This is a genomic window from Pseudomonas sp. MEJ086 (assembly GCF_030209025.1).
Classification (GTDB): domain Bacteria; phylum Pseudomonadota; class Gammaproteobacteria; order Pseudomonadales; family Pseudomonadaceae; genus Aquipseudomonas; species Aquipseudomonas fulva_A.
Genome location: NZ_JARVSV010000003.1, coordinates 123,117 through 148,984, shown reverse-complemented (window position 1 = coordinate 148,984; position 25,868 = coordinate 123,117). Strand labels below are relative to the sequence as shown.

25 protein-coding genes are annotated in these 25,868 nt (G+C 63.2%); 11 read left to right on the top strand and 14 right to left on the bottom strand.

Annotated elements, in window-relative coordinates:
- Nucleotides 1-4: 4 nt before the first annotated feature.
- The 4 genes from QRN22_RS01620 (at nt 5) to QRN22_RS01605 (ending at nt 5,734) form a co-directional block, all read left to right on the top strand.
- Entirely contained in the window at nt 5-2,713 is a 2,709-nt protein-coding gene (locus tag QRN22_RS01620; protein WP_052493832.1) for a winged helix-turn-helix domain-containing protein, read from the top strand.
- A 78-nt stretch (nt 2,714-2,791) separates the two neighbouring features.
- Nucleotides 2,792-3,436, top strand: a complete 645-nt coding sequence (locus QRN22_RS01615; RefSeq protein WP_042555220.1) for an MBL fold metallo-hydrolase — start codon at nt 2,792-2,794, stop codon at nt 3,434-3,436.
- 126 nt (nt 3,437-3,562) lie between these two features.
- Nucleotides 3,563-4,219, top strand: coding sequence for a YiaD family glycine zipper/OmpA-like lipoprotein (locus QRN22_RS01610; RefSeq protein WP_042555221.1), 657 nt, complete (start codon nt 3,563-3,565; stop codon nt 4,217-4,219).
- 192 nt (nt 4,220-4,411) lie between these two features.
- Entirely contained in the window at nt 4,412-5,734 is a 1,323-nt protein-coding gene (locus tag QRN22_RS01605) for a GGDEF domain-containing response regulator (protein ID WP_231570200.1), read from the top strand.
- A gap of 4 nt (nt 5,735-5,738) precedes the next feature.
- Here the strand turns inward: QRN22_RS01605 and yihG are convergent, their stop codons facing one another.
- The 4 genes from yihG to QRN22_RS26505 form a co-directional block, all read right to left on the bottom strand.
- Nucleotides 5,739-6,638, bottom strand: a complete 900-nt coding sequence (gene yihG / locus QRN22_RS01600; RefSeq protein WP_042555222.1) for a 1-acylglycerol-3-phosphate O-acyltransferase, YihG family — start codon at nt 6,636-6,638, stop codon at nt 5,739-5,741.
- Nucleotides 6,639-6,773: 135 nt separating this feature from the next.
- Entirely contained in the window at nt 6,774-8,867 is a 2,094-nt protein-coding gene (pta, locus tag QRN22_RS01595; protein ID WP_042555223.1) for a phosphate acetyltransferase, read from the bottom strand.
- 13 nt (nt 8,868-8,880) lie between these two features.
- A complete protein-coding gene (locus QRN22_RS01590; protein ID WP_042555224.1) occupies nt 8,881-10,065 on the bottom strand; it encodes an acetate kinase in 1,185 nt (394 codons plus the stop codon).
- The gene (locus tag QRN22_RS26505) at nt 10,066-10,230 is read right to left on the bottom strand and encodes a DUF3565 domain-containing protein (RefSeq protein ID WP_413694640.1); all 165 of its coding nucleotides are present in this window, start codon (nt 10,228-10,230) and stop codon (nt 10,066-10,068) included.
- 138 nt (nt 10,231-10,368) lie between these two features.
- Here QRN22_RS26505 and QRN22_RS01580 point away from each other — a divergent pair, with 138 nt between their 5' ends.
- Nucleotides 10,369-10,854: an FKBP-type peptidyl-prolyl cis-trans isomerase gene (locus tag QRN22_RS01580; protein ID WP_042555353.1), complete on the top strand. Its 486-nt coding sequence runs from the start codon at nt 10,369-10,371 to the stop codon at nt 10,852-10,854.
- A gap of 137 nt (nt 10,855-10,991) precedes the next feature.
- Nucleotides 10,992-11,474: a glutathione peroxidase gene (locus QRN22_RS01575; RefSeq protein ID WP_042555225.1), complete on the top strand. Its 483-nt coding sequence runs from the start codon at nt 10,992-10,994 to the stop codon at nt 11,472-11,474.
- Nucleotides 11,475-11,532: 58 nt separating this feature from the next.
- Here QRN22_RS01575 and QRN22_RS01570 read toward each other — a convergent pair whose 3' ends face one another.
- Together QRN22_RS01570 and cysZ are read right to left on the bottom strand one after the other, a co-directional pair.
- Entirely contained in the window at nt 11,533-12,738 is a 1,206-nt protein-coding gene (locus QRN22_RS01570; protein ID WP_042555354.1) for a glycosyltransferase family 4 protein, read from the bottom strand.
- A gap of 39 nt (nt 12,739-12,777) precedes the next feature.
- On the bottom strand, nt 12,778-13,545 hold the full coding sequence (gene cysZ, locus QRN22_RS01565; protein ID WP_042555226.1) for a sulfate transporter CysZ: 768 nt from the start codon (nt 13,543-13,545) through the stop codon (nt 12,778-12,780).
- Nucleotides 13,546-13,788: 243 nt separating this feature from the next.
- Between cysZ and trxB the strand changes: the two genes are divergently transcribed.
- Nucleotides 13,789-14,736: a thioredoxin-disulfide reductase gene (gene trxB, locus QRN22_RS01560; protein WP_042555227.1), complete on the top strand. Its 948-nt coding sequence runs from the start codon at nt 13,789-13,791 to the stop codon at nt 14,734-14,736.
- A 95-nt stretch (nt 14,737-14,831) separates the two neighbouring features.
- On the opposite strand, the gene QRN22_RS01555 is transcribed toward trxB, so the two are convergent.
- The 5 genes from QRN22_RS01555 to metG form a co-directional block, all read right to left on the bottom strand.
- Complete coding sequence (locus QRN22_RS01555; protein WP_042555228.1) at nt 14,832-15,011, bottom strand: PA3496 family putative envelope integrity protein; 180 nt, start codon at nt 15,009-15,011, stop codon at nt 14,832-14,834.
- A gap of 107 nt (nt 15,012-15,118) precedes the next feature.
- Entirely contained in the window at nt 15,119-15,757 is a 639-nt protein-coding gene (gene nth, locus QRN22_RS01550; RefSeq protein ID WP_042555229.1) for an endonuclease III, read from the bottom strand.
- A 31-nt stretch (nt 15,758-15,788) separates the two neighbouring features.
- Entirely contained in the window at nt 15,789-17,129 is a 1,341-nt protein-coding gene (locus tag QRN22_RS01545; protein WP_042555355.1) for an RnfABCDGE type electron transport complex subunit B, read from the bottom strand.
- Nucleotides 17,130-17,295: 166 nt separating this feature from the next.
- Nucleotides 17,296-18,099: a DUF4349 domain-containing protein gene (locus tag QRN22_RS01540; RefSeq protein ID WP_042555230.1), complete on the bottom strand. Its 804-nt coding sequence runs from the start codon at nt 18,097-18,099 to the stop codon at nt 17,296-17,298.
- A gap of 244 nt (nt 18,100-18,343) precedes the next feature.
- A complete protein-coding gene (gene metG, locus QRN22_RS01535; protein ID WP_042555231.1) occupies nt 18,344-20,386 on the bottom strand; it encodes a methionine--tRNA ligase in 2,043 nt (680 codons plus the stop codon).
- 152 nt (nt 20,387-20,538) lie between these two features.
- Here metG and QRN22_RS01530 point away from each other — a divergent pair, with 152 nt between their 5' ends.
- Nucleotides 20,539-21,231: a YiaD family glycine zipper/OmpA-like lipoprotein gene (locus tag QRN22_RS01530; protein WP_042555232.1), complete on the top strand. Its 693-nt coding sequence runs from the start codon at nt 20,539-20,541 to the stop codon at nt 21,229-21,231.
- Between the two features lie 95 nt (nt 21,232-21,326).
- Nucleotides 21,327-22,421, top strand: coding sequence for an iron-sulfur cluster carrier protein ApbC (apbC, locus tag QRN22_RS01525; RefSeq protein ID WP_042555233.1), 1,095 nt, complete (start codon nt 21,327-21,329; stop codon nt 22,419-22,421).
- Nucleotides 22,422-22,512: 91 nt separating this feature from the next.
- Here apbC and QRN22_RS01520 read toward each other — a convergent pair whose 3' ends face one another.
- The gene (locus tag QRN22_RS01520; RefSeq protein WP_042555234.1) at nt 22,513-22,722 is read right to left on the bottom strand and encodes a cold-shock protein; all 210 of its coding nucleotides are present in this window, start codon (nt 22,720-22,722) and stop codon (nt 22,513-22,515) included.
- Nucleotides 22,723-23,050: 328 nt separating this feature from the next.
- On the opposite strand from QRN22_RS01520, the gene dcd reads away from it, so the two are divergent.
- Complete coding sequence (gene dcd / locus QRN22_RS01515) at nt 23,051-23,617, top strand: dCTP deaminase (protein WP_042555235.1); 567 nt, start codon at nt 23,051-23,053, stop codon at nt 23,615-23,617.
- Between the two features lie 287 nt (nt 23,618-23,904).
- A complete protein-coding gene (locus QRN22_RS01510) occupies nt 23,905-24,132 on the top strand; it encodes a hypothetical protein (protein ID WP_042555236.1) in 228 nt (75 codons plus the stop codon).
- Between the two features lie 18 nt (nt 24,133-24,150).
- Here the strand turns inward: QRN22_RS01510 and QRN22_RS01505 are convergent, their stop codons facing one another.
- Together QRN22_RS01505 and ntrB are read right to left on the bottom strand one after the other, a co-directional pair.
- Nucleotides 24,151-25,005, bottom strand: coding sequence for an ABC transporter ATP-binding protein (locus tag QRN22_RS01505; protein ID WP_042555237.1), 855 nt, complete (start codon nt 25,003-25,005; stop codon nt 24,151-24,153).
- An 11-nt stretch (nt 25,006-25,016) separates the two neighbouring features.
- On the bottom strand, nt 25,017-25,862 hold the full coding sequence (ntrB, locus tag QRN22_RS01500; protein ID WP_042555238.1) for a nitrate ABC transporter permease: 846 nt from the start codon (nt 25,860-25,862) through the stop codon (nt 25,017-25,019).
- Between the last annotated feature and the right edge of the window lie 6 nt (nt 25,863-25,868).

The window sequence follows — 25,868 nt, the reverse complement described above, 5'->3', positions numbered from 1 at the left end:
GCTGATGATCGACCCTTCTCCTTCACTGCGTGCCGCTCCCATCGTCGTATCGGGCGAGGGCTGCGGGCATTTCTTTCGGCCACCTCTGCCGCAGGGCTACATAAAACGGCCACGTCTCTGTGAGCGGCTGCTACACGGCCTGGGCGGGCGTCTGCTGTTCATCGGCGCACCTGCCGGTTTCGGCAAGAGCTCCTTGGCCATCGAGTTCTGCGAAGGCCTGCCGGCAGGCTGGCAGAGCCTGTGGCTGGGGTTGGCCAGCCGCGACAGCGATCCTGGCCGCTTTCTGGAGCGGCTTCTGGCCGGGCTGCAATCCTGTTATCCCGGCCTGGCGAGCGAGGCTGCCGGCGTGCTCAAGCTGCGCCAACGTCACCAACCGTTCGCCTTCGAAGCCTGGCTGGGCGAGTTGCTCGACGAACTGGGTGAGCGCCTGGATACCGCCAGGCCGTTACTCGTCGTCCTCGACGACTACCACTTGGCGCAGGGCGCGGTACTCGACGGTTGCCTGCAGTTCCTGCTCAATCACTTGCCTGCTGGGTTGATACTTCTGGTCACCAGCCGTCAGCGCCCTGACTGGCATCTCGCGCGTCTTCGTTTGTCACGGCAACTGCTGGAACTGCAGGAGCAGGACTTGCGTCTCGACGAGCGAGAGGTCGAGACGCTGCTGCGTGAGCGGGGTGTGAGGCTGACTGCCGCCGAGCTGGCGGAATTGCGCCTGCGCAGCGAGGGCTGGGTGGCCGGTCTGCGTCTCTGGCTACTGGCGGCCGAAGAGGGTGGGGCGGTGCGTGGGCAGGCAGGTCTGCAGGGCGCTCAGGGGTTGATTCGCGACTATCTGCTCGAGGAGGTGATCGGCCGCCAGCCACAAGCGGTACAGGCATTTCTCTACGAGACGGCAGGCCAGGAACGTATCTGTGCAGAGCTGTGCGATGCCCTGCGCGATGCACGGGACAGCAGCGAAATTCTCCGTCACCTGCAGGCCCATCAGGTCTTTCTGGTGCCCCTCGACAGCCAGGGCCGCTGGTTTCGTTATCACCATCTTTTCTCCGATCTGTTGCGTGCCCGCTCTGAACCGGCCCTGGCCAATGGTCGACATCTGCGTGCCAGCAACTGGTTCGCTGCCCAGGGTTCGATCGGCGAGGCGGTCGAGCATGCCCTGCGTGCCGGGCAGCCAGGCGTTGCCGCACAACTGGTTCAGAACCTCTCCGAGGAACAACTGCTCGGTGAGCAGGACTTCGCCGCCTTGCTGCGCTGGAAAGCCAACCTGCCGGACAGCCTGCTGGTCAGTACGCCACGGTTGATAGCCCTGTACGGCTGGGCACTGGTGCTGGCCTGCCAGCTGGATGCCGCCGAAGATCTGATCGGGCAACTGCAGCGCTTTCTGCCAGCGCCCGATGCTGAACAGCAGCGCAACCTGATCGCGCAATGGCTGGCGCTCAGCGGGGTCATCGCGCGTGGGCGGGGTGACAGTGACAGGGCTCGACGTCACTGCGAGGCGGCTTTGCAGGATCTGCCCCTGGAACGTTATGGGCAGCGGCTGCTGTGCCTGTCCACGCTGGGCAATCTGGCCATTAGTCAGAACGACATCTGGCAGGCTCGAGCGATCAACCGCAACGCCCTGGAGCTGGCGCAGCGGGTCGGCAATCCATTGTTCGAGGCCCTGGTGCATCACGACCGGGCGCGCAGCCTGCAGGCCCGCGGCGAAGTGTCCCGGGCGCTTGGCGAAGTCGAGATCGGCCTTGCCAGGTTGCGCGGCTTGCCGGGGGATGCTTACGCCACCCGGGCACGTTTACGGCTTTATGGCGGGTATCTGCTGACCGTGCGCCTGCAGCCACAGGATGCTCGAGAGCAGTTGCGCGCCGGTATCAGCGAGGCGCGTGCCTGTCGTGACCTGGGCGTGCTGCTCGGGCATTGCTGCCTGGCCGCGCTGGACGGCCGAGAAGGCCGCTTCGCCGAAGCATTCGCCGAACTGGCCGAGGCCGAGCGGCTGATGCACATGTGGGATGTGCCGGCGGTGTATTACCTGGCGATCATCACCCTGAGCAAATGCGAACTCTGGCTGCTTCAGGGCCAGACCGAGCTGGCTGCGGTCTGGCTGCAGCGCCTGGCCGAAACCTACGGTGGAGAACAGGCTGCGGCAGCGCCGGAGTTCCAGCCTCAGTTGCACCTGCATATCGCCTTGCTGCAAGGCGTTCTGGCAACCACCCAGGGCCGTGCAGAGGCGGCCGAGCGATTCTTTTCCGGGCTGACGAAAACCGGCATCGATAGCCTGCCAGGGACGACGGCACGGGTGCAGATGATCCTGCTGTTGCGGCGTGCCGGCCGCGAGCATGAGGCACGCATGCAACTGCGAGGTTGTGTGCAGGCATTGGCAGGTGGTGCGCTGCTGCCGTTTCGGCAACTGCTGGAACAGGAACCGCAATGGCTTGGCGAGCGCCTGCGCGAGTACCCGAACTGCCCGCTGTGCCTGTCGCTGCTGGAGCAGTTGCCCGCTGCGGTGGTTCTGCCCACCGCGTGTTGCGAAGGGCTGAGCACTCGCGAGCTGGCGGTACTGCAACTGATCGCGCAGGGGTGTTCCAACCAGCAGATCAGCGAGCGGCTGTTCATTTCCCTGCACACGGTGAAAACCCACGCACGCCATATCAATGGCAAGCTCAACGTGCAGCGCCGCACCGAGGCCGTGGCCCGAGCACAGGTGCTGGGGCTGCTGAATTCCTGACCACCGGCTGCAAGCGTGAAGCCCCGCTTTACGGCTAGAATCCGCCCTTGGCCCGCCACCCGCTTTACAGGAACGCCCATGCAAGCTTCACGACCTAGCCTGATCCGCGAAACCTTCCCCGTCGGCCCGTTGCAGTGCAACTGCACGATCATCGGTGATCCTTTGACCGGCAAGGCCATAGTCGTCGATCCGGGCGGCAATCCGGAGTTGATCATGGCGCGCCTGGAAGTGCTGGGCCTGAAAGTGGTGAGCATCATCCATACCCATGCGCACCTCGATCACTTTCTCGCCTCCGGACAGATGAAAGAAAAGACCGGTGCAACCCTGCACCTGCACAAGGACGATCAGTTTCTCTGGGACAACCTGGAGATGCAGTGCCAGATGTTCGGCGTGCCCTACACGCCCGTACCTGCGCCTGACCAGTGGCTGGCCGATGACGAGGCGCTCGCCTGCGGCTGTGGCGTGGCGCTGCATACGCCGGGTCATACACCGGGTTCGATGAGCTTCTGGTTTCCGGAGGCCAAGTTGCTGATTGCCGGCGATACGCTGTTTCGCCGGGGCATCGGGCGGACCGATCTGTGGGGCGGTGACTATGCCACCATCGAACGCTCGATCAAGCAGCGATTGTATCGCCTGGACGAGGAGGCGACCGTGGTCACCGGCCATGGCGCGGACACCCGGCTGGGCGACGAGATGCGCGAGAACCCCTTCGTGCGGGCTTGAAAAACAAGTCGTTACAGATTTTTCCCTTTGCAGTTGTTAGGCTGCGTCAGGAACTTGGCGCTTTTCCGTGGTTCGAAGCCGCGGGCCAAGCCTGACATCTACACGCAACGACACAAGGGAATCATCATGAACAACTGCCGCTCTCTGATGGCTGCTATCGCTGTATTGGCCATTCTCTCCGGCTGTACGGCCAACCCCTATACCGGCGAAAGCCAGGCCGGCAAGGCTGGGATCTATGGCGGCGTTGGTGCCCTGGCAGGCGCTGCTGTCGGTGCCGCGACCTCGAGCAAGAAGGATCGCAAGAAAGGTGCGCTGATCGGAGCTGCCGTCGGTGGCGCGGCGGGCGGTGGCTACGGTTACTACGTCGATACTCAGGAAGCCAAGCTGCGTCAGCAGTTGCAAGGCACAGGCGTTCAGGTGCAGCGCAACGGCAACGACCTGACGCTGATCATGCCGGGCAATATCACGTTCGCCAGCAACTCGGCGGACATTTCCAGCAGCTTCTACCCGACGCTGAATTCGCTGGTGCTGACCTTCAAGGAATTCAACAAGAACGGCGTGAATATCGTCGGTCATACCGATAGCACCGGTTCTGCCGATCTCAACCAGAACCTGTCTACCCGCCGTGCCCAGAGCGTTGCCTCGTACCTGTCGGCCAATGGTGTCGACTCGTCGCGCATCTCCTCTTACGGAGCCGGCCCCAACCAGCCTATCGCCAGCAATGCCAATGAAGCTGGCCGCGCGCAGAATCGCCGGGTGGAGATCAATCTGCGTCCGCTGTAAGAACCCAAGGCTCATCAGAAACCCCGCCCCGGCGGGGTTTTTTGATGCCTGTGATTCTGCAGGCTGGCACGTGGCTATGTGGCCGGGCAAGGCTAGACTGGTGAGAGGAATGGTCGAACCCGGCGCGAGCTTGTCGATGCCGTCAGGCGTCGAAGCTCGCTGCGGGACGCAGTCATGGGCATGGAGGTAGGTGTGCAGGATCAGGATAAGACGCTGGGAATCCTCGTCGTCGATGACCGCTGGGACAACCTGGAGGACATGCAGGAGCTGCTGGAGGATATTGGCCGGCCGGTGCACTGCCTCGACTCCGGCGCCAAGGCCCTGGAATTTCTGGCACAGGGGCAGGTGGGGCTGGTGCTGCTCGATGTGCAGATGCCACGCATGGACGGTTTCGAGGTGGCTCGACGCATGCGCGATGATCCGCGTACGCGCTTCACGCCGATCATCTTCATCTCCGGGATGATCCAGACCGATGACGTCCTCAGTCAGGGCTACGGCGCCGGTGCGGTGGATTTCATTTCCAAGCCGGTGCAGCCGGCGATCCTGCTGCACAAGGTGCGCGCGCTGCTCGAGCGTGAGCAGTATCGCAGCGGCCTGTTGCGCCTCAGCCAGCAACTGGAGCGCGAGCGCGCCTTCAATGCTTCGATTCTCGACAACACCGCCGAAGGCATCATGGTGGTGGGCGACGATGGGCGCGTGCGCTTCGCTAACCCGGCGATCGCCAGAATGCTCGGTTGTCAGGACGCCGAGCTGGCCGGCAGCGAGCTGCTGACCTGGATCGATACGCCCCGCGAGGAACGCTGGCAAGCGTCGAGCTTCTACCAGCATTGGCTGCGTCGGGAGAACCTGCGTCTGCACGATGCCAACCTGCGTACCCGGGATGGACAGCGTGTGCCGGTAGCGCTGTCTTGCTCGCCGCTGCCCGATGAGCAGAACGCGATGATTCTGCTTGCGCTGGACATGTCGGTGGTTCGCGACCTGCATCAACAGCTCGAGTCGCTGGCCATCACGGATGCGCTGACGGGATTACTCAACCGGCGCGGTTTTCTTCAGGAGCTGCAGGCTGCGATCTCGCGCAACGAGCGCACCGGTCAGAAGGCCGCGTTGCTCTACCTCGATCTGGATGGCTTCAAGCACATCAACGACACCCTGGGGCACGAGATGGGCGATCAGGTACTGCGCTGGGTCAGTGTGCAGCTCAAGACCTGCCTGAGGCCCTACGACCATCTGGCGCGCATCGGGGGCGACGAGTTCACGGTGATCATCGACAGCCTGGGCAGTCCGGCCGATGCCGCGTCAGTGGCGGAGAAACTGATCGAGCAGGTCTCCAGTGAGCAGCGTTTCCAGGGCGAGTCGTTCAGTCTGGGCGTCAGCATCGGTATCGCCTTGCTGCCCGCCGATGGCAAGACCATCGAAGAGGTGCTGCGCGCCGCCGATACCGCGATGTACGCGGCCAAGCGCGGCGGGCGGCGGCAGTTCTGCTTTTACGGTGCCGAGCTGCAGCCGCTGAGCTGACGGCTCAGGGATGCTGCTGGTGCAGCCGTTCCAGCTGGACGTCCTTGTCGTGCCAGAGCGCGTTGATCCATTGCTGGAATTCCTTGCGATAGGCTTCGTCCTGATCATAGGCGCGACCGATGAAGTGCGTGGGGATCGGTAGCTGCTCGATGAGTACCACCACTTCTTCCAGCTGGCCACTCAGCAGCGCCCAGAATCCTGGGCTGCCCTTGGGATAATGCAGGGTGACGTTGATGATGCCGTGCAGTTGCTCGCCCATGGCATCGAGTACGAAGGCCAGGCCACCCGCCTTGGGCTTCAACAGATAACGGTAGGGGGACTGCTGTTCTCGGTGCTTGGCCGGCGTCAGCCGCGTGCCTTCGACGAAGTTGAAGATGCCGACAGGGTTGTGTCGGAATTTGGCGCAGGTACGCCGGGTGGTCTGCAGGTCCTTGCCTTTCTTCTCCGGGTGCCTGGCCAGGTATTCCTTGGAGTAGCGCTTCATGAACGGGAAACCCAGCGCCCACCAGCACAGCCCGATTACCGGTACCCAGATCAACTCCTGCTTGAGGAAGAACTTCAGCGGGCGGATTCGTCTGTTGAACAGGTACTGCAGCACCAGAATATCCACCCAGCTCTGATGGTTGCTGGTCACCAGGTAGGAGTGCTGATAGTCGAAGCCCTGTGCCCCCTGGACGTGCCAGCGGGTGTTGCCCAGCACCTGCATCCAGACCTTGTTGCAGCTGATCCAGCCTTCCTGGATGAAGGCCATCGACCGGTCGCAGGCCCGCTGCACGACAGCCAATGGCAGGAGGATGCGCAGCAGGGTGACGGCAAACAAAGGCCAGCACCAGAACAGTGTGTTGACGGCCAGCAGGACACTGCCCAGCAGACCGAGCAGGGGGGCAGGCAGAAAATGCAGCATGGATGCGCGGACCTCGTGCAGGTTGAGCCGCGGCCATGGCTCGGCGGCAATTGCCGCACAGGTTAACGATTGGTGATGGAACTGCAAGCCGATCCGAGCGCGAACCGCATTGGCTGCGCTCGAACTGGCGGAGCCTCACTGGCGCATGTTGGCGGCCTGAATCGCGGTGAGCGCGATGGTGAAGACGATATCGTCGACCAGCGCTCCGCGGGACAGGTCGTTCACCGGCTTGCGCAGGCCCTGCAGCATGGGGCCGACGCTGATGCAGTCGGCGCTGCGTTGAACGGCCTTGTAAGTGGTGTTGCCGGTATTCAGGTCCGGGAATATGAACACCGTGGCGCGGCCGGCCACCGGGCTGTTGGGCGCCTTCTGCCGGCCCACGCTTTCGATGGCGGCGGCGTCGTACTGCAAGGGGCCATCGAGGAGCAGATCCGGGTTGGCCTTGCGCGCCAGACGGGTCGCCTCGCGGACCTTCTCCACTTCCTCACCGCTGCCGGAGTCGCCGGTGGAGTAGCTGAGCATGGCCACGCGCGGTGGAATACCGAAGGCCTGTGCCGAACTGGCGCTCTGCAGGGCGATTTCGGCCAGTTGTTCTGCGTTGGGGTCCGGATTGACCGCGCAATCACCGTAGACCAGAACCTGATCAGGCAGCAGCATGAAGAACACCGAAGACACCAGGTTGTAGCCCGGTGCGGTCTTGATCAACTGCAGCGCCGGGCGGATGGTATTGGCCGTTGTGTGCACCGCGCCGGACACCAGGCCGTCGACCTCGTCCAGGGCCAGCATCATGGTACCCAGCACCACGGTGTCTTCGAGCTGAGCGCTGGCCATGGGGGCGTTGAGGCCCTTGCCCTTACGCAGCTCGACCATCGGCTCGACATAACGCTCGCGGATCAGATCCGGGTCGAGAATCTCCAGGCCCGGTGGCAGCTCGATGCCCTGAGCCTGCGCCACTGCATGCACTTCTTCGGGTTTGGCCAGCAGCACGCAGCGGGCGATGCCGCGTGCCTGACAGATGGCCGCGGCCTGCACGGTGCGCGGCTCGGCGCCTTCGGGCAGGACGATGCGCTTGTTGGCTGCCTTGGCCTGTTGCACCAGCTGGTAGCGAAACGCGGGGGGCGACAGGCGCAGTTCACGGGGGCTGCCGCAGCGGGCGGCAAGCCAGTCGTGGTCGAGGTGGCTGGCAACGAAGTCGGCGACCTTCTCGGCACGCTCCTTGTCGTCGACCGGAATTTCCTTGTTCAGCCGGTTGAGGTTGGTGGCGGTATCGTAGGAGCCGGTACTTACGGTCATCACCGGCAGGCCGCTCTGCAGCGCGCCACGGCATAGCTCCATGATGCGTGGGTCAGGGGCGAAGTCACTGCACAGCAACAGGCCGGCCAGCGGCATGCCGTTCATGGCCGCCAGGCTGGCCGCGAGAATGATGTCGTCACGATCGCCTGGCGTCACCACTAGCGTGCCGGGCTTGAGCAACTGCACGGTGTTGGCCACGGCGCGGGCGCAGAGCACGATTTTCAGCATGCGGCGCTGTTCGTAGTCACCGGCGTTCAGCACACGGGCGCCGAGCAGTTCGGCGATATCGCGGGTGCGCGGTGCATTCAATTCGTCGAGCCAGGGAATGCAGCCGAGCAGGCGGAATTCCGGATGACGCAGCAGCGAGGAGTGCTCGCGCAGGCGTGCAGCGAACGCTTCCAGACCGTCGTCACTGCGGATCTTGTTGAGGATCACCCCGAGTACTTTGGGGTCTTTCGGCCCGCCGAACTGCTGGGCCTGGATTTCCACGCGGTCGCACAGCTCGCTGAGGCTTTCCTGCTCTGGGGCGGAGACCAGAATCACGTCGGCATCCAGGCTCTTGGCCAGATGGAAGTTGACCCGTGCCGCGTAGCTGGCCTGGCGGGTTGGCACCATGCCTTCGACGATCACCACGTCCTTGTCCTTGGCGGCCTCCTGATAGAGGCTGATGATTTCCTCGAGCAACTCGTCCAGGTCGCCATCGCCCAGGCGGCGCTCGACGTGAGCGAGCGCCAGCGGCTTGGGCGAGTGCAGGCCATGGGTGCGAGCGACCAGTTCGCTGGAGCGCTCGGGACCGGCGTCGCCCTGGTGTGGCTGGGCGATCGGCTTGAAGAAACCGACCTTGAGACCGGCCCTTTCCAGGGCGCCTACCAGGCCCAGGCTGATGGAGGTGAGGCCGACCCCGAAGCCGGTCGGGGAAATGAAGAAGGTGTGCATGGGGTTCTCCGTGTCAGTCGAGCAGCGCCAGTGTGTCGAGGGCGATCTGTCGCTCTTCGTTGGTGGGCACCACCAGCACCCGAATATGGTCTTGCGCATGGATAGGCCCGCTGACGCCACGCAGGCAGCGCGCGTTGGCCGTGGCGTCCAGTTTCAGGCCGAGCAGGCTCAGGTGGGCGACCGTCTTGCTGCGGATCAGTGGCGAGTTTTCGCCGATGCCGCCGGTGAAGATCAGCCCGTCCAGACGCGGCAGGGCGCAGCTCATGGCCGCCAGGGACTTGGCCAGCCGGTAGCAGAACACCTCGATGGCCAGGGTCGCGCCGGCATGCCCTTCTTCACGGGCCTGTTCGAGGCTGCGCATGTCGTTGGAGAGGCCGGACAGACCGAGCAGGCCGCTGTCGTGGTTGAGCATGCGATCGATCTGCTCCAGGCTCCAGCCCAGGGTGCGCGAGAGGTGGCTGTGCAGGTTGGGGTCAACGTCACCGCTGCGGGTGCCCATCACCAGCCCCTCCAGTGGGGTCAGCCCCATGCTGGTATCGCGGCTCTGGCCGTTGACCACGGCGCAGGTCGAACAGCCATTGCCCAGGTGGGCGACCAGCCATGCGCTGTCGTCGATGGGCAGGCCGGTCAGCTCGGCAGCGCGGGCGCTGACGAAGCGGTGGCTGGTGCCGTGGAAACCGTAGCGGCGTACGCCGTGGTCGCGGTACAGATGTTCCGGCACGGCGTAGCGGTAGGCATGCTCGGGCAGGCTCTGGTGAAAGGCGGTGTCGAACACCGCGACCTGAGGCAGTTGTGGGTACAGCGCCAGCGCGGCTTCGATGCCTAGCAGGCCCGCAGGGTTGTGCAGTGGCGCCAGGGGTGCCACCGCACGGATCGCCGCGATCACTTCATCGTCCAAGCGCTGGGCGCTGGTGAAGTGTTCGCCACCATGCACCACCCGGTGGCCGATGCCATGCAGATGGCCGCCGGTGGCTTCCTGCACCCGCGCAAGCAGGTGGGCGAGGGCTGCACGGTGATCGTCACCGGCAATCGCCTGACTGTGCTTGATGCCATCGCGCTGCCAGTGCAGAACGGCATCTGCGCTACCGAGACGTTCGGCCAGGCCGCTGATGGCGAACTGGGTCTGGTCGGGATCGACCAGCGCGAACTTGATGGAGGAGCTACCGCAGTTGATCACCAGAATATTGCGTGCGGGCATTCAGAAGTCCTTAGGCGTTTCGGCTAGCGCTGCGACACACCAGCCACAGGTGAAGTTCGTGCCGATACGTGTGCGCCGTTGCACGGCATCGAGCACCCAGGCGCGATTTTGCCAGGGAGGCTGATGGCGCAGGTGTTGAGTATGGCCACAAGATAAGACAGCCACCCAGTGACCGTCATGATCCTGCTCAAAACCGACCAGGGTAATGCCCGATGCGGCCCGCCCGTCTGGGGTTGGGTCGCTTTCGCATCGTCCCTTGGTTACAATCTCACGTTCATTTTCCTCGAGCAAAAGGTTCGCCCCATGCAGATCGCCGCCAACAAGGCCGTTTCCATCGACTATACCCTGACCAACGATGCCGGTGAGGTAATCGATAGTTCCGCTGGCGGCGCGCCGCTGGTTTACCTGCACGGCGCTGGCAACATCATCGTCGGTCTCGAGAAGGCACTGGTCGGCAAGCAGGCCGGTGACGAAGTCAATGTCTCCGTCGAGCCTGAAGAAGCCTACGGCGAATACAGCGCTGAGCTGGTCGCCACCCTGAACCGCTCGATGTTCGAAGGCGTCGACGAACTGGAGGTCGGCATGCAGTTCCACGCATCCGGCCCGGACGGCGGCATGCAGATCGTCACCATCCGTGAGCTGGACGGCGACGACGTGATCGTCGACGGCAACCACCCGCTGGCCGGCCAGCGCCTGACCTTCGCGGTCAAGGTCGTCGACGTGCGTGATGCCAGCGCCGAAGAAGTCGCCCACGGTCACGTGCACGGCGAAGGTGGTCACCACCACTGATCCGTATGTCGGCAGTCGATCTTTCGCTGCTGGCCGCTGGTCACCCCTGACTGCTAAGCTGCAGTCACGAAAAGGCGCCTTTTTCGGCGCCTTTTTCGTCTCTTCTTCATCCGTATTAGCGTTACCCGGAGCACACCATGAGCGCCTTTCACGACCTGACACTGCACGCACTGGATGGCCAGGAGCTGCCTTTGGCTCCGCTCAAGGGCAAAGTCGTGCTGGTGGTCAATGTGGCCTCGAAGTGCGGGCTTACGCCGCAGTATGCGGGGCTGGAGCGCTTGCAGCAGGCGTATGCAGCCCAGGGTTTCAGTGTACTGGGTGTGCCGTGCAATCAGTTCGCGGGCCAGGAGCCGGACAGTGAGTCGGCGATCGCGCAGTTCTGCAGCCTGAACTACGGGGTCACCTTTCCGCTGAGCAGCAAGCTCGAAGTCAACGGCAGTAGCCGCCATCCTCTGTATCGACTGCTGGCCGGCGAGGGCGCCGAGTTTCCCGGTGACATCACCTGGAACTTCGAGAAGTTTCTGGTCGGCCAGGATGGTCGCGTGCTGGCGCGCTTCTCGCCGCGCACCGCTCCGGATGATCCTGCCCTGATCCAGGCCATCGAGAAAGCGCTGGCCTGAATGACACAGGCCGCCGATCAGGCGGCCTGTCTCGTATGCGGCCCCAGCTTGGGCTGGCTTAATGCGCCCGCTTCGTCTCGATCGCTACCGCGGCGGTACGCGCAGCGCTTTGCCTGTCGTCGCCATGGATCGCGCCGTGCAGGTGGTTTTCGAACTCTTCGATGATCGATGCCCAGCTCTGTCTGGCCGCGTGACGGCGCGCATTGAGACGTACCCGGCGCAGGTTCTCCCTGTCTTCGATCAACCAGTTGGCGGCTTCGATGAAGGTACGCTGGTCATCGGCGCTGGCCAGCATGCCGGAGTGGCCGTGCTCGACGTGTTGAGCGGCTGCCGCTTGATCGAAGGCGACTACCCCCAGCCCTGCTGCCATGGCCTCGAGCAACACATTGCCGAACGTCTCCGAGAGGCTGGGAAACAGGAACAGATCGCCGCTGGCGTAGTGCTCGGCCAGGGTTTCGCCACGCTGTATGCCGCAGAACAGCGCATCCGGCAGTTGCCGCTGCAGGCTGTCGCGCTGCGGGCCGTCACCCACCACGATCAGCTTGAGCCGCTGCCCTGCACGTTGTCGCTGCAGGGCCTGGAAGGTGCTCACCAGCAGATCCAGATTCTTTTCCGCAGCCAGCCGGCCGACGTGCAGCACGGCGATATCCTGCTCATCGAGGCCCCAACTGCGGCGTAATTCGTCACTGCGCCGGGCCGGGTTGAACAGGTGGGCATCGACGCCACGGGCAAGCAGTTCCAGGCGCTCGAAACCGCGACGCTGCAGTTCGCAGCGCTGGCTGAGGCTAGGCACCAGGGTCATGCGTGAGGCGTTGTGAAACCAGCGCAGGTAGTTGGTCAGCAGCCGGGTCAGCAAGGTGATGCCGTAATGCCCGGTGTATTGCTGAAAGTTGGTGTGAAAGCCGCTGATCACCGGGATGCGCAGGCGCCGAGCGGCTCTCAGGGCGGACAAGCCCAGCGGCCCTTCGGTGGCGATGTAGAGCACATCCGGGCGCTGCCTGCGCCACAGGCGCAGCAGCTTGTGACGTGCCGACTGGCCCCATTGCAGGCCCCGGTAGCCGGGTAGCGGCCAGCCGCGGGTGAGCAGCAGGTCGTCATCGTTGATCGCGGTTGCATCGGCGGCCTGTCGGGGCCGGATCAGTTGCAGGCGATGACCGCGCGCGCGCAACCCGGTGACCAGATGGCCGAGGGTATTGGCCACCCCATTGATTTCCGGGCTGAAGGTTTCGCTGACCAGGGCGATGAATAGCGGGGGAGTGCTCATGACAGCAGTCTGGGCCGCTGTCATGTAGCGTTTGTGACATCAGTGTGGCGTTTTCGTGACAGCCCGCGCGCCATCGCTGACGCCGCCCTCGCGCACCCAGAACAGGGTCGCGCCTGCAACGGCGGCGGGCATCATCAGGATATTGACGAAGGGAATCAGCAGCGCGGCATAGGTGATGCCGCCGAAACCCAGTGACTGCCAGCGTTTCTCACGCAGCCAGGCGAGCATGTCCTGCCAGCTCACCTTGTTGTTGTCCGCCGGGTAATCGATGTACTGGATGGCCATCATCCACACGCCGAACAGCAGCCACAGCGGCGCGGCCACCAAGTTGACCACCGGGATGAAGGAGAGGACCAGCAGGCCCAGCGCCCGGGGCAGGAAGTACGCCAGCTTGCGCGCCTCGCGGCCCAGGGTGCGCGGTACCATGGCAAGCAGCTCGGCCCAACTGAACGGCGGGAAATTGTCCTCGCCACGTACCACCACCTCGACCTTCTCGGCGAGAAAGCCATTGAACGGTGCCGCGACGATATTGGCCAGCATGGTGAAGGTGAAGAACACCATCAGCACCACCAGAACCACGAACAGCGGCCAGAGAATGTACTGCAGGAAGCTCAGCCAGTTGGGCAGGCTCGGCATGAAGGCGTCTACCCAGCCGCTGAACTGCTGAATGGCGAAGCCGATCATCAGGCTGAACAGGAGCAGGTTGATCGCCAGGGGCAGCAGCACGAACAGTCGCAGGCCGGGGCTCAATACCAGCTTCAGGCCCTCGCTGAGGTATTGCGGGCCGGACAGCACGGGGGCGCGCATGACAATGTCTCCAGAAAATGAACGTCGCGCGACCTTACCCATTTTGCCGCCCCTGGGAAAGCGCGACGGCGTTACCACCGGCGTCATAGGCCACGGCTATGCGCGGGATTGGCAAAGGACATTTCCGTCCCTGTCCAGGTGGCCCGTAGTCTTCTCGCATCCCTTTGCGGAGCCACTTCTGGCAGATTCCTGCCCGTTGCCGAAGGCTCCCTTTCCCGGCAGATGTGCCGTGAGGAGTTTGCGATGTCCAGTGTGCGCCATGCGCGTGTGATCATTCTCGGGTCCGGCCCTGCCGGTTACAGCGCGGCGGTGTATGCCGCCCGTGCCAATCTCAGGCCACTGCTGATCACCGGGTTGCAGGCCGGCGGCCAACTGACCACTACCACGGAAGTGGACAACTGGCCCGGCGATGCCCATGGCCTGACCGGTCCGGATCTGATGCAGCGCATGCAGATCCACGCCGAGCGGTTCGAGACCGAAGTCGTCTACGACCATATCCAGGCGGTTGATCTGGCTGCGCGACCTTTCACCCTGGTTGGCGACAGCGTGTCCTACATGTGCGATGCACTGATCATCGCTACGGGAGCGAGCGCCCGTTATCTGGGGCTGGCCAGCGAGCAGGCGTTCATGGGCAAGGGCGTATCCGCCTGTGCCACGTGCGACGGTTTCTTCTACCGCAATCGCGAGGTCGCGGTGGTTGGCGGTGGCAATACGGCCGTGGAGGAAGCGTTGTACCTGGCCAATATCGCCAGTCGGGTGACGCTGATTCACCGGCGCGATGGCTTCCGGGCGGAAAAGATCCTGCAGGACAAACTGCAGGCTCGGGTTGCCGAGGGGCGCATCGTGCTGGCACTGAATGCCGAGGTGGATGAGGTGCTCGGTGATGCGTCGGGCGTTACCGGGGTGCGCTTGCGCGAGCGCGAAGGTGGCACCCGGGACTTGCAGGTGGACGGGCTGTTCGTGGCCATAGGGCACACGCCGAACACCGCACTCTTCGACGGTCAGTTGGCGCTCCGAGAGGGGTATCTGCAGGTCAATGGCGGCCGTGACGGCAATGTCACCGCCACCAGCATCGCTGGGGTATTCGCCGCCGGTGACGTAGCGGACAGCGTTTACCGGCAGGCCATTACCTCGGCGGGGGCTGGTTGCATGGCGGCTCTGGACGTGGAACGCTATCTGGATGGGCTCTGATCGTCGAAACTAGGCCGCATCGCTCCGGACGAGCGCTGAACGAAAATGCCCGTATCGATCGATACGGGCATCTTTTATCCGGCTCCGATACGGGTTTACAGATCGAAATCGTATTCGGCCAACTGCTTGTGCAGGCGTCGCTCCTCGAGAAAGTTGTCGATGATGCGTCGCTTGGTCAGGTTGGTTTTCGCCACTTCCACGGGCGCTTCGCTGTTGTCCGTTTCGTCACTGACGAAGTCGTCTTCCAGTTCCAGGTCTTCTTTGCCGTTGCTCATGCGCTTCACTCCCGGCTACAGGGGCCATTTGCCGACCTTATAAGGGCAAACGTGAAGCGAGTAAAAAAGATTTTTTCAATCGACTCATACAAGAACTGTATGAAGCCTCAATCGTCGGAGGTTTTCAGTTTGTATTCGCACAGGTCCTCGATCCGGCAACTGCCGCAGCGCGGCTTGCGCGCCTGGCAAACGTAGCGTCCGTGCAGGATCAACCAGTGGTGGGCATCGAGGAGGAAATCCCTGGGTACGAACTTCAGCAGTTTCTTCTCCACCTCCACCACATTCTTGCCTGGAGCGATGCCGGTGCGATTGCTGACCCGGAAAATGTGCGTGTCCACCGCCATGGTCAACTGCCGAAAAGCGGTATTGAGCACCACGTTGGCGGTCTTGCGACCGACGCCTGGCAGCGCCTCCAGCGCTTCACGGGATTGCGGAACCTGGCTGCCGTGCAGCTCGACGAGCATGCGGCAGGTCTCGATGACGTTTTTGGCCTTGCTGTTGTACAGGCCGATGGTCTTGATGTATTCGCTGAGCCCTTCGACGCCCAGGGCCAGAATCGCTTCCGGGGTATTGGCCACCGGATAGAGTTTGGCGGTGGCCTTGTTGACCCCGACATCGGTGGCCTGAGCGGACAGAATCACCGCGATCAGCAGTTCGAAGGGTGTGCTGTAGGCCAGCTCGGTCTTCGGCTCCGGGTTGTCTTCGTGCAGGCGGCGGAAGATTTCAAGGCGTTTGGCGGCGTTCATCGTCAGGGCGGTTCACGGTAGTCGGCGCGCTCTAGGTGGCGCTGATATGCGCTTGCAGCCGGCGTTCGGCGACGGCAAGGCGTTCGAGTGCTGCATTCAGGGTGTCGCTTTCGGTGTCAGCGCTGCGTTGCAGTCTGCTCAGGTCGGCACGGGCGTAGGCCAGGTCGGTTTTCAGCTGGCGCAGTTCGGCGCTCACGCCGGCCTTGTCGACCAGTACGCGCTGGGGCGCGGGTTTGCCACAGCGCTGCTCGGCATCGTGCAGCGCCTGTTGCGCCGCGGCGTAGTCTGCCCGCAAGGTACTCAGCAGGGCGTCATCGACGCCTCGACGTTCGCCGGACTGCAGCGCTGCGCGGCGGTTGGCGACTTCGATCTTGGCCTGTTTCAGCGCCTGCTCCCCGGCATCGGATGTCTTGTCGGAGGGGGTGGGCAGTCGCTCGTCCAACTGCCGTTGTGCCTTCTCGGCTGCCTGGCGCAGTGTATCGAGCTGTCGTCGCTGGTGGGCATCGGGCGCTTCGCCAAAGGCCTTGAGTGCTTTCTGCAACTGCGCACGGCTCATCGCCGCATCGATCTTCGCCCGTTTCAACGCGCCATCGTCGCTGGCTGCCGCGACTGTGAGCGCTGATGGCACGGCGTGCTGAGCGACCTGGAGTGCCGCTGCGGCTTGCTCGCTGGCATGTTGCAGGGCATCGAGCTGCGCCGTGAACGGTGAGTCGGGGTGCATGGCCACCTGCTTGCGGATCTTCTCGTAGGCGACCTTGGCCATCGACGCTTCGATTTTCAGACGCTTGAGGCGTGCGGCCTGATCGTCATCGCTGGTGGCACGGCTAACCGCAGTTTCCGCCTGGGCGCGCGCGACCGGTGTGCTGCGTGCCGCGCGGCGGCGGGCATCGTCGCGGGCCTGGCGGGCCAGGCGTGCCTGATGGCGAGCACGAAACTGGTCGGCACGTTCGCGCTGAATGCTCGCCTGCGGCGCAGTCAGGGTGATCAGGTCGATGCAGTCCACCGGGCAGGGCGCGATGCACAGTTCGCAACCCGTGCATTCGTCGCTGATCACCGTATGCATCAGCTTGGCGGCGCCGACGATGGCATCCACCGGGCAGGCCTGGATGCATTTGGTGCAGCCGATGCACTCGGCTTCGCGGATCACCGCGATCTGCGCGGGTGTCGCCGGTAGCGCCAGTGGCAATTCCGGAACCTGCAGCAGGTTGGCCAGTGCGTGGATGGTGGCGGTGCCACCTGGCGGACACTTGTTGATCGCTTCGCCTGCAGCGATGCCCTCGGCATAAGGCTGGCAGCCCGGGTGGCCGCATTTACCGCATTGCGTCTGCGGTAGCAGGGCGTCTATGGCCGCGATGCGCAGGGCGTTGCTCATGGTCGAGGCACGCGGCGTCGCTCGCACGGGGTCGGCCCGTGGGAGCGCATGCAGGAAAGGTCGCGAGATTCGATCATGGGTGTTGCTGGTCTGGCTGAAACGTTGGCCGTGCATTATCCGGCATGCGCCGCGCCCGGTACAGCAGCACGGCGTCGCCTGGGCTCACTCAGACCTTGTTTCGGGCGCGGCTGGCCTTGCGCCACAGCCAGCGGACCAGCAGGGCCAGCGGGAACAGGATGATCACGAAGGGAATGCCGTAGCCGAGCAGCTTGAGGGCTTCCGTAGCGCCTTCGGTGGCGTTGTCGAGCATGCCGCCAGCGGCTTCGCCAATACGTGCCAGGCGGCCGATCGGTTCGCCCTCGGTACTGAAACTCAGGGTCAGCAGGTTGGTGGTAAGACGGCGCTGCTGCTGGGCAGACTGCTGGGCCGCGCCCGCCAGCTGCACCTCCACCTCGGCCAGTTCCCGGGCCAGGGCGAGCATGTCGCTGACGCTGAGGTCTCCACGGGCCTGATACTGCAGCAGGGTTTTCTGCTGGCGTTCCAGGCGCTGGCGTTGCTGCTCGGTATCGCTGACGGCCTGGGCGAGGTCCTCGGCACGGGTGTGACGGCTCTGCAGCTCGCCGCCTTCGCCGGCAAAACCAACCAGCGGCTCGACGCCCGCCGGAGCGATGCGCACGGTAATGCTGGCTGCCTGGTAGTGGCCCTGGCTCTGCTCGATGGCCAGCAGGTCGCACTGGCCGAAGCGCTGGCTGCTGCACGCTTCACGCACGGCCGCCAGGCGCGGTTCGACCTGCTCGACGGGGAGGCGAATGCCCACGCTGTGCTCGTAGGCGAGGAACGCGCCCAGCTGCGCGGTTTCACCCAATAGCGCCGCGCCAGCGGGCGAGCGGCTGTCGCCGGACGGCGAGCAACCGCCGAACAACAGCAGCGAGGCGAAGAGGGCGAGCAGTGGGGGACGATTGAGAAACATCCTTGTACCTCGAGAGCTGTTGACGGTGTTGCTCCGCGCCTGCCAGGGCAGCATCAAGGCGGAGGTGGGGCGCATTCCGATCGTTGCTCACGCTCTGCGTGGCAATGCCTCTCGGATGCACTATGTCCGATACTCAGTACATAAGGTGGATCGTGGCGCGTAGCTGAGGCTTTACCCAGCCACAATCTCGCGGTCAAAGCGGTGGATGAAAAGAGCGTCATCCACCCTACGGCCACTAATGCGCTTACTTGACGCGCTGACCCGGCTTGGCGCCGCTGTCCGGGCTGAGCAGGTAGATTTCTTCGCCGCCAGGGCCTGCAGCCAGCACCATGCCTTCCGACACGCCGAACTTCATCTTGCGTGCGGCCAGGTTGGCCACGTACAGCGTCAGGCGACCTTCGAGCTTGCTTGGGTCCGGATAAGCGCTCTTGATGCCGGAAAACACGTTGCGCTTCTCGTCACCGATATCCAGGGTGAGGCGCAGCAGCTTGTCGGCACCTTCCACGAACTCGCACTTCTCGATCAGCGCGATACGCAGGTCGACCGCCGCGAAGGCGTCGAAGGCGATTTCGGCGGCCAGCGGATCCTTCGTCAGTTCGCCATTGCCTCGGGGAGCGTCCTGCTGGGCGGCGGCGGCCAGGTCTTCCTTGGAGGCTTCGACCATGGCGTCGACCTTGGCCGCTTCGATGCGGCTGAGCAGTGGGGTGAACGGATTCAACTGATGATCGGCCAGTGGCGTGGCCAGGTCATCCCAGGCCAGCGGTGCGACGTTGAGGAAGGCTTCGGCATCGCGCGCCAAATGCGGCAGCACCGGCTTGAGGAAGATCACCAGTTGACGGAACAGGTTGACGCCCAAAGAACAGACCGCCTGCACCTCGTCGGCCTTGCCTTCCTGCTTGGCCAGCGACCATGGCGCCTTGTCGGCGATCCAGGCATTGGCCCGGTCGGCCAGGGCCATGATTTCACGCATGGCGCGAGCGAAGTCGCGGCTCTCGTAGGCTTCGGCGATGCTCGGTGCGGCGCTCTGGAAAGCATTCCACAGCTCAGGTTCGGGGTTGGCCGCCAGCAGCACGCCGGCATTGCCCTTGTGGATGAAACCGGCGCAACGGCTGGCGATGTTGACCACCTTGCCGACCAGGTCCGAATTGACCTTCTGGATGAAGTCCTCGAGGTTCAGGTCGAGGTCATCGACGCCACGCCCGAGCTTGGCCGCGTAGTAGTAGCGCAGATATTCCGGGTTGAGGTGATCCAGATAGGTGCGCGCCTTGATGAAGGTGCCGCGCGACTTGGACATCTTCTGTCCGTTCACGGTCAGGTAGCCGTGCACGTTGATGGCGGTCGGTTTGCGGTAGCCGGCACCTTCGAGCATGGCAGGCCAGAACAGGGCGTGGAAGTTGACGATGTCCTTGCCGATGAAGTGATACACCTCGGCGTTGGAATCCTTCTTCCAGAACGCGTCGAAATCCAGTTCCGGGCGACGTGCGCAGAGGTTCTTGAAGCTGGCCATGTAGCCGATCGGCGCATCCAGCCAGACGTAGAAATACTTGCCCGGCTCGTCGGGAATCTCGAAGCCGAAGTAGGGTGCATCACGGCTGATGTCCCACTCGTGCAGGCCGCCATCGAGCCATTCGGCGAGCTTGTTGGCGACCGAGTCCTGCAGCGTGCCGCTACGCGTCCATTTCTGCAGCATGTCCTGGAACTGCGGCAGCTTGAAGAAGAAATGCTTGGAGTCCTTGAGCACCGGCACCGCACCGGAAATAGCCGAACGCGGGTCTTTCAGTTCGGTGGGCTCGTAGGTGGCCCCGCATTTTTCGCAGTTGTCGCCGTACTGGTCGGGTGTCGCGCATTTCGGGCAGGTGCCCTTGATGAAGCGATCGGCCAGGAACATGCCTTTTTCCGGGTCGAAATACTGGGTCACCGAGCGAGTGGCAATGTGGCCATTGTCACGCAGCGCCTTGTAGATCGACTCCGACAGCTCGCGGTTTTCCGGCGAGTGGGTGGAGTGGAAGTTGTCGAACTCCACCAGAAAGTCGGCGAAGTCACCGCTGTGCTCGGCCTTGACGCCGTCGATCAGCTGTTCGGCGGTGATGCCTTCCTTTTCTGCACGCAGCATGATGGCCGAGCCGTGGGCATCGTCCGCGCAGACGTAGATGCACTGGTTGCCGCGCAGTTTCTGGTAGCGCACCCACATGTCGGTCTGGATGTACTCGAGCATGTGGCCAAGGTGGATCGAACCGTTGGCGTAGGGCAGGGCGCTGGTAACGAGAATCTGGCGAGCTTGGGACATTGTCAGGCTGTCATCGGGTGAAGGGAGGTCGGTCACTATAAAGTAACCGGGCGCGTTCCGGCCAGCGGGCAAATAGCGCTGACATCGACTTGAATTTAGAGGCGTAAGCGGGTTCCAACGGGAACCTTCCGCTCCCAGCAAGGAGATGAACCATGCCTGCAGTTTTACGTCCGCTCGCCTGTGCCACCGCTCTGGCCCTGTTGGTTGGCTGTGCCTCGAACAACCCCTACGACAACGCCGGTGGTGGCGCAGCCAGCGGCGGTGGCCACCGTACCGCCACCTACGGCGGCCTGGCGGCGCTTGCCGGTGCGGCGGTCGGCGCTGCAATCAGCCACGATGACCGCGGCAAGGGCGCGGCCATTGGTGCCGTACTCGCCGGTGCTGCGGGTGCCAGCTATGGCTACTACGCCGACCGTCAGGAAGCCGAACTGCGCCGCAGCATGGAGGGCACCGGTGTGGAGGTGCAGCGTCAGGGGGATGACATCAAGCTGATCATGCCCGGCAATATCACCTTCGCCACGGACTCCGCGGATATCGCGCCCAGCTTCTATGCACCGCTGAACAACCTGGCGACCTCGTTCCAGCAGTTCCAGAACAACAGCATCGAGATCGTCGGTTACACCGACAGCACCGGTTCACGTCAGCACAACATGGCGCTGTCCCAGCGTCGTGCGCAGAGCGTGACCAGCTACCTGACCGCCCAGGGCATCGACGGCAGCCGCCTGTCCAGCCGCGGTGCCGGCCCGGACCAGCCGATCGCCGACAACGCCACTGCCGATGGGCGTGCGCAGAACCGTCGCGTCGAGGCGAATCTCAAGCCGCTGCCCGGTCAGCCCGTGCAATGAGCATCGCAGGCTGGGGGCCTGCGGGTCTCCGGTCTGCATCTGGCTTGTAGCTCGGGTAGGATAGGCGTCTTTTCCTGCCATCTCCGGAGCCAAGCATGAGCGCTGATATCCGCGCCGCGGTCGAAGCCGTGTTGCGCCAGTACACCGATCCCCATCTCGATCAGGATCCGCTCAGCGCCGGTTGCGTGCGCGCCATCGACGTCATGGGCGACCAGGTCAGCGTGAAGCTCGAGCTGGGCTACGCTGCTGCGCTGTTCAAGCAGGGCTGGGCGCAGTTGCTGCAACTCGCCATCGAGAATATCGAAGGTGTACGCAGCGCCAGCGTAACGGTGAACTGCGTGATCGCCGCCCACAAGGCGCAGGCTCAGGTGCCGGCCCTGGCCAACGTCAAGAACGTCATCGCCGTGGCGTCCGGCAAGGGTGGGGTGGGCAAGTCCACCACCGCTGCCAACCTGGCCCTGGCATTGGCACGCGAGGGCGCACGGGTGGGCATTCTCGATGCGGATATCTATGGGCCCAGCCAGGGCATCATGTTCGGCATTGCCGAAGGCACGCGGCCTCAGGTCCGTGAGCAGAAGTGGTTCGTGCCGCTCGAAGCCCATGGCGTGCAGGTGATGTCCATGGCTTTTCTCACCGACGACAACACGCCCGTGGTGTGGCGCGGGCCGATGGTCTCTGGCGCGTTGCTGCAGTTGGTCACCCAGACAGCCTGGGATGACCTCGATTATCTGATCATCGACATGCCGCCCGGCACTGGAGATATCCACCTGACCCTGGCGCAGAAAGTCCCGGTGGCGGGGGCGGTCATCGTCACCACGCCGCAGGATCTGGCCCTGCTCGACGCCCGCAAGGGCGTCGAGATGTTCCGCAAGGTGAACATTCCGGTGCTGGGCGTCGTGGAGAACATGGCCGTGCACATCTGTTCCAGCTGCGGCCATGCCGAGCATCTGTTCGGTGAAGGGGGGGGCGAGAAGCTGGCTGCCCAGTTCGGCGTCGATCTGCTGGCCTCCATGCCACTGTCCATGGCCATTCGCATGCAGGCCGACGGCGGCAAACCGACGACCATCGCCGATCCGGAAAGCCAGATCGCCATGCTCTACCAGCAGGTAGCCCGTCAGGTCGGTGCGCGTATCGCCTCGAGTGCGGCGACGGCGCAGGTTATGCCGACCATCGTCATCGCTGACGATTGAAAACCGCTGCGCGCCCGCCTGGCGGTCGCGCAGGTAAATTGCAGACATAAAAAAACCCCGCCGAAGCGGGGTTTTTTATAGAAAGAGCAGGTTAGATAACCTGAACTTCCTCAGCTTGCATGCCTTTCTGACCACGGGTGGCCACGAAGGAAACTTGCTGGCCTTCTTTCAGGCTCTTGAAGCCATCGCTCTGGATAGCTTTGAAGTGTACGAACAGGTCGTCACCGGATTGCGGAGTGATGAAGCCGTAGCCTTTCTCATCGTTGAACCACTTAACGGTGCCATTCTGACGATTGGACATGTGATGTCTCCTAATATCTAAATAAATAACAGCCCTGGAATAGGACCAGGCCGGGACTGAGTGCAACGAGTACTAGGAGTCGGACGATGTTTGGATCGAAATCTAGGCATCATGTAGCGATTCGCGGTGACACATGCAGCACAGTGGGGTCACCATACCCGCTTTTTTCGGGAAGTGCGAATGGTCTGTAAGTCTTTCTGCGATTTCCTTGCATTCTCCTCGTTGGCTTATAGCCGAAACGCTGTGTCAAGAGGCTTTGAACCCGAACCTTCAGCCCGGTAAGATGCGCTCACTTTTTCACCGAACAGACCTTCAGGACGCCCCCGCCATGAGCATCAAATCAGACAAGTGGATTCGCCGCATGGCCCAGGAACACGGCATGATCGAGCCGTTCGTCGAGCGCCAGGTGCGTAGCGAAGGCGGTCAGCAACTGATCTCCTACGGTGTGTCGAGCTACGGCTACGACGTGCGCTGCGCCGATGAATTCAAGGTCTTCACGAATATCAACTCCGCCACAGTCGACCCGAAGAATTTCGATGAGAAAAGCTTCGTCGATATCAAGAGTGACGTGTGCATCATCCCGCCGAACTCGTTCGCCCTGGCTCGTACCGTGGAGTTCTTCCGTATTCCTCGCAACGTGCTGACCATCTGCCTGGGCAAGAGCACCTACGCGCGCTGCGGCATCATCGTCAACGTCACGCCGCTGGAGCCGGAATGGGAAGGGCACGTGACTCTGGAGTTTTCCAACACCACCACACTGCCCGCGAAGATCTATGCCAACGAGGGCGTTGCGCAGATGCTGTTCCTCGAGTCCGACGAGGCCTGTGAGGTGTCGTACAAGGACCGTGGCGGCAAGTATCAGGGGCAGCGCGGGGTCACCCTGCCCAGGGCCTGATACGGCCTCTGCGGCGCGCTGCCAAGAAACCGGGATTTTCCCGGTTTTTTTGTGCGCAGCGTTTACACGATGCTCAAGATCTTGACGGCGTGGGGTCAAATCGCAGGCAAAAAAATGGGCGCTTCATGCGCCCGGAGAAATCAATCGATGCCTAGTTTCTGAGTGGATGCGCCCTATGAAGTTCCAAAGGATTTATAGGGCGAACTGTTCACGGGTGGCAGGTCTACATGGTTATCAAGGCGCGCGACTTCGCGTGCCAGCAACAATGCCACCGCTGGAGACACACTATGAGTCAATGGAATATCGCCTACAGCAGAGATGAGGCGGCAGAAGTCCTCAAGGTCAAATCGAAAGACAAACCCAGTCTGGAACAAGCCGTGATCTGGCTGCTGGAGTGGGCCGAAGAGAATCTGGAGCGCCTCGAACCGAAGGAGCAGCCCCGTGAGGAGCAGACTCCCGCAGTTCGCCTGGAGGAGCGCTTCGGCATCACCATCACCGGCATCGCCCGAGACTGACGACCATGCGGCTCGGGCTCAGGCGCGAGCGCGCTCCTTGCTCGCCGGCTCTGCAACGGAGGCGGAGCGGCGTGCATTCATGGGTTCGACCTTGCGCTGCTTCTCGTGCAGGAAACTCAGCACCGCATGGCGATAGGCGTTGTAACGCGGATCGTCCGCCAGTGCGATGCGATCACGGGGCCGCGGCAGATCGATGGTGAGGATCTCGCCGATGGTCGCCGACGGGCCGTTGGTCATCATCACGATGCGATCGGAGAGCAGCACCGCCTCGTCGACGTCGTGGGTGATCATCATCACCGTATTGTGCAACTCGCTCTGGATACGCATCACCTCGTCCTGCAGATGGGCGCGGGTCAACGCATCGAGTGCGCCGAAGGGTTCATCGAGCAGCAACACCTTGGGTTCCATGGCCAGCGCGCGGGCGATGCCGACGCGCTGTTTCATGCCACCGGAAATTTCGTTGGGCCGCTTGTGTAGGGCGTGGCCCATGCTTACCAGTTCCAGGTGATGCAGCGTCCAGTCACGGCGCTCGGCCTTGCTCTTGGTGCGCTTGAAGACCTTGTCGACGGCCAGGGCGACGTTTTCCTGCACCGTCAGCCAGGGCAGCAGCGAGTGGTTCTGGAACACCAGGCTACGATCCGGGCCGGGGCCGCGAACTTCTCTGCCATCCAGAATCACCGCACCGCTGCTGGAGTCGGTCAGGCCGGCTACGATGTTCAGCACCGTCGACTTGCCGCAACCGGAGTGGCCGATGATGGAGATGTACTCGCCGCGCTCGACGTTGAGGTTGATCTGGTTCAGCACATGGGACGTGACGCCGTCACGCTCGAAGTACTTTTCCACGTTTTCGATGCTCAGGTAGTGCTTGCTCATATCCGTATTCCTCAGGCCGATGTGCCGCGGGTGATGCGATTGCCGACGAACAGCACCAGGCGATCAAGCAGGAAGCCGACCACGCCGACGTAGACCAGGGCGAGAATGATGTCGCTGATGCGCGAGGCGTTCCACGCGTCCCAGATGAAGAAGCCGATACCCACGCCCCCGATCAGCATCTCTGCAGCGATGATCGCCAGCCAGGACAGCCCCACGCCGATGCGCAGCCCGGAGAAGATGTAGGGCGCGGCGGCGGGCAACATGATCTTCTGGAAGTACTCCACGCCATTGAGGCGCAGCACCTTGGCGACGTTGCGGTAGTCCTCGGGGATATTGCGGATGCCCACCGAGGTGTTGATGATGATCGGCCAGATGGCGGTGATGAAAATCACGAACAGGGCCGACGGGTGACTGTCCTTGAAACCGGCCAGCGAAAGCGGCAACCAGGCCAGCGGCGGGACGGTACGCAGGATCTGGAACAGCGGATCGAGGCCGCGCATGGCCCAGGTCGACTGGCCGACCAGCACCCCCAGGGCGACGCCGACGACCACCGCCAGGGCATAGCCGTAGGCTACGCGCTCGAGGCTGGCGAGCAACTGCCAGGCCATGCCGACGTCGGTGCCGCCATTGTCATAGAACGGATTGACGATCAGCTCCCAGGTGTCTTCGATGACTTGGCTGGGCGGCGGCAGCGAAGCATTGGCGCCGCTGCATAGCAATTGCCAGATCAGCAGCAGTGCCGCGGTGATCACCAGAGGCGGCAGCACCGATTGCATCAGCGTGGTCGACAGCCGTTTCAGCCAGCTTGGAGCGATGACACCAGCCGGCAGGGCCAGCGATTTTACGGGCGCATTCATGGGGCG